The organism is Cyanobacteria bacterium FACHB-DQ100, from assembly GCA_014695195.1.
Classification (GTDB): Bacteria; Cyanobacteriota; Cyanobacteriia; order Leptolyngbyales; family Leptolyngbyaceae; genus Leptolyngbya.
The window spans coordinates 1-3965 of the sequence record JACJNW010000009.1 but is presented as its reverse complement, the minus strand read 5'-3'; the positions used below and the strand labels follow the sequence as shown (position 1 = coordinate 3965).

Sequence of the window (3965 nt, the reverse complement as noted above, 5' to 3'; positions counted from 1 at the left end):
TGTCCCGGTAGCTCAACGGAAAGGTGTAATACAGCCAAACGCAGTAGCTAATAATTTCACCAGGGAAGCGATGACGGGAGTACATGGGCAAGCAGTCGTTCTTAAAGTTGAACCAGTACGATTATTCTACGTTCCGGTTAACCTGACAATACCGAATTAAAGGTGTGATCCTCTTACCTCAACTTGTGCCGTTAGGAGAAACTTGTTTTCTTTTGATTGCGATATCGTATGAGAGCTAAGTGAACTTGTTCTAGACTCTCCATGTTGATTCAACCTACGCCAACCGAAATAGGTCTTCCTCACAATAATGCTTTGGTGATTGGAGGAGGACCTGCAGGACTCGCTACAGCACTCATGTTGGCAAACCGAGGATGGACAAACATTACTGTGCTAGAAAAGCGCACAGCTGCTGACTACTATGAGCCAGATAAGTCGTTCAACTATCTCATTGACGGTCGTGGTCAAAAATTGACAGACTTGCTTGGGCTGACTGAATTACTACCTAAGTTTGGTGTTCCCAATACAGCGTTCTACATCACCCGCATCCAGCCCAACGGTAAGCGCAAAACCTCAAAATTGCCGATCGTTAATTCCAACCGAAAAACGGCGTATTGGATTCCTCGAAGAGTATTTGTCCAATTGCTCTACGAAGAAATCGAGCGCAACTGGCAAGATCACATTACTGTTCGCTTCGACACTCAATGCACAGAAATCAAATCAGTACGGAGGAGGGCATCAAAACGCTGGAAGTCGTCGCTCGACAATCGGATGGCGAGGTTGAGCGATTTGAACCATTTCTTTTAGTCGGCTGTGATGGGATTCGATCGGTTGTCCGCACTACGTTGAAGCAGTGGGATCATACTGACCGATTTCAAATGCAGCAATTTCCTTCTCCTAGTTCTGGATTGCGATACAAAGTGTTGAGCCTTCCGCCGAACTTTCCGCTTGATGCTCAACATCAAGACCATGCTGTTTCTACAAGGGCTTATGCCATTCGTGGAATATGGCATGGTCGCACTCGGTTTCTCACGCTCGGTCTTTTGCCCCTCAAAGATGAAACCGCGCCGCGTACTGTGAATATCATTACCCATCCAGATCATCAGATTTGGAACTTGAAAACGGGTGAGCAAGTCCTCCAGTTTTTAGAGCAAGACTTCCCACAACTGCCCGTTCGTCAAATCATCTCGATTGAAGAAGCCGATCGATTTGCTAAAAGTGACGGTGGCGTTTTTCCAATTCCTCAGTTTTGCTCTGGATTGCACTATCTATTGAGGCAAGAATCATCGGAAGCGATCCGGGCTGGTGTTGTGCTGTTAGGAGATGCAATTCATTGTTTTCCCCCAGATATTGGACAAGGTGTGAATGCTGCGTTGGAAGATGTGGCTGTTTTGAATGACAGCCTATGGCAAAATCAAAATGATTTATTACAGGCACTTCCACGTTATGAAGCGATTCGAGCAATGGATGTAAAGGCGGTGGTTCGACTTGCTCAGACCGCAGCCCCTTGGCAATATAATCAGAATCGCTTGCGGGGACGATTGTGGATGATACGGTTTTTTCTCCACTTTGGGATCAGTCGGCTCTTTCCTGGAATGAGTCCTCCAGCATTCTTTCTGCTCCAGAATCAGGAATTGTCTTATCAGGAGATCTGGAGTCAGGAGCAACGGAGCAGCCAAATTCTCAAGGTGTTGAGCACCATTTTGATCAGTGGTCTGCTTGTAAGTGCGATCGCTTCTCAATGGTGAGGGCAAGCAAGGAGTTCAATTCAGCAAAACTCAATTGCGACGAGTCTCTTTGCTGAATCGAGTCCTTCTACTCATTTCAAGAGGAAGATGCTTCCAGTTCCGTCCGTGCTGAAATACTATAAGTACAGAAGCATCTAGACGTAGTGCAGTTCTATTGACGCGCATCACGACTCATTGCGAAATTGTAGATTGCTATAGCGATCGCTAGAACTAACAATAGATGAATCAATCCACCTGCAATGTGAAGCGCGAATCCTGCAATCCAGAAAATGAAGAGCAGAACGGCAATTCCTCAAAGAATATTAAACATAGCTTTTACCTTATAAACTGATGCTCAGAGCGCACTAAAAGATGTTCTTTCAGCCACCATCCAAAAAGTAGAAATTCTTACTTTCGCTTAATCACTACTCAAACCCATCTTCATTAGCGCCAATCGTCTAGTACAAAAACATCTGGTCGATTGTATCCAGGTTCGTTTGGCTTGTGCATTACAACTCCGACAATCTCAGCGCGAAACCGTCGAGCAATCATTCTGCTATAAGCTGCCTCGTGGCTCGTATTCACGCCAGCCATGAGACGTAGCGTTTTTTGAGTCGCTCCGTATACTTCACATAGCGTTAGTAAATGTTCAAACTGTTCTCCAGCTTTCGCTCCTGGGCGCACTGCTCCAAACTTGACATAGCAGACATCGCGACCTGCTTCGCTGCCTGCACCACAATGACAAATCGCGAATCCTGTTAGACCTGTTTCATCCCACAGCAAAACAGTATCACCTAGATTTTGAGTATGAACCGCTTCAATTTCACGCGATAAATCTAGCCCTGAGTAAATCGCATCCGTGAGTTTGGCGCACTCTTTGAGACAATCAGATTGCTGCTGTGAACCCAGTCCGGAGTACTTTACTCCTGGTAAATCTTGCTGAACGATCTGAATGGGTTTTGCCATAATGAAGGTCAGAAAGCGGGGGTAGAACCCAAACTTCTGGTAAAGCGCATGATGCTTTGGGCTATTGGGAAAGGTAAATAATCCAGCCTGTTGTGTCTCCCACTGAGCAAATTGAGTTATCACAGGTTCGATGAGACGTTGAGCAATCCCTTGGCCCCAAAAGTCAGGGTGAACACTGAGCGGACCAAATGTACCGACACTCCCCCAATAAGCAGCGATATTGGAACCGACCAGTTTCCCATCCATTTCAGCCGCAAATGCCGCTGTCGAGTCAATTCTCCAACGCGGCTGAATATAGTTTGCATCACCCCCAAAATCGGTGGGCTGAGGCAATCCGATAAAAGTGCCAAAGGCGAGTCGGAAAATATGGTCTGCTGTAGGTAGCTCGTTTTCTTGAAGGAGCCGAATTGAGATGTTCATTAGCGGCACACTCCACTGTCCAGTGCAGAAAGTTTAGCAATAAATATTTAAAGGTTAGAACAACGAATTCAATCTTTACTAAGAGCCATCAATTTCTGAGGCTCAAGGGAAAGAGTCTAACTGCGATTTGATCCAGGGAAATTGCTCTTGTCTCGGTGATTCATCGGATGATGTAGGCGATCTCGGGGGTGATAGTTAAGATCGCTGTATCGTTGCCCCTCGCGCGAATCGCTGCCGGGTTGCTTTCAGAATGAGCCAGTTGAGCAATCATCCTTGCTCAAGCCCGAACCGCCACTGCCTTACGAGGATTAGATACAGAGAGACAGAAGTTGCTCATTGGGTCTTTACGCTCCTTAGATCTTCTAACTCCTGAAAAGGGAGTAGGCATACTGCAAAATGCTTATCTCAACGAAGTAGATTTGAGCCATGTTGCTCTGAGTGGAGCAAACTTAAGTAAGGCTTTGCTGCGTGGAGCAACCTTGAGTGGATCGCTGCTAGGCGAAGCACACCTAGGTAAAGCTGATCTGAGAGGAGCAAATTTGAGTAAGGCTAAACTGATAGAAGCAGACTTGAGTGAAGCCAAACTGGCAAAAGCGGACTTGAGCGAAGCTGATTTGACGAGAGCAAATTTGAGCCGCACTAATTTGGTAAGAGCAAACCTTAAAGACGCAAGCTATTAGACCTAGATAAAGCAAGGCTATGCAAAACAACACTCCAAAATGGGGAAATCAGTAATCGCAGTGGCGTTGTTGCATGAATAGGGGTTGCGGAGCGGCGACGTGATAGGTTTGAAGTACCACCAACAAGCCTTCACAGCGATGAGCTACCGCATCCGCAACTGGTCTGAGTATAACG

At 46.3% G+C, this 3965-nt stretch carries 3 protein-coding genes and 2 pseudogenes; 2 read left to right on the top strand and 3 right to left on the bottom strand.

Features of this window, described 5'->3' with window-relative positions:
• A partial coding sequence (locus H6F51_01705) for an IS6 family transposase (protein MBD1821234.1) occupies positions 1–85 on the bottom strand: 85 nt, incomplete at its 3' end.
• 176 nt (positions 86–261) lie between these two features.
• Here H6F51_01705 and H6F51_01700 point away from each other — a divergent pair.
• A pseudogene (locus H6F51_01700) lies at positions 262–1745 on the top strand (FAD-dependent monooxygenase).
• 151 nt (positions 1746–1896) lie between these two features.
• On the opposite strand, the pseudogene H6F51_01695 reads toward H6F51_01700, so the two are convergent.
• Together H6F51_01695 and H6F51_01690 are read right to left on the bottom strand one after the other, a co-directional pair.
• A pseudogene (locus H6F51_01695) lies at positions 1897–2055 on the bottom strand (lmo0937 family membrane protein).
• A gap of 113 nt (positions 2056–2168) precedes the next feature.
• Positions 2169–3110, bottom strand: coding sequence for a GNAT family N-acetyltransferase (locus tag H6F51_01690; protein MBD1821233.1), 942 nt, complete (start codon positions 3108–3110; stop codon positions 2169–2171).
• A gap of 266 nt (positions 3111–3376) precedes the next feature.
• Between H6F51_01690 and H6F51_01685 the strand changes: the two genes are divergently transcribed.
• Positions 3377–3790, top strand: coding sequence for a pentapeptide repeat-containing protein (locus tag H6F51_01685; GenBank protein MBD1821232.1), 414 nt, complete (start codon positions 3377–3379; stop codon positions 3788–3790).
• The last annotated feature ends 175 nt before the right edge of the window (positions 3791–3965 follow it).

What these genes read in the sequence shown, in the direction of transcription:
- H6F51_01690 (MBD1821233.1), bottom strand. Translation starts at nt 3,110, where the DNA reads ATGAACATCTCAATTCGGCTCCTTCAAGAAAACGAGCTACCTACAGCA.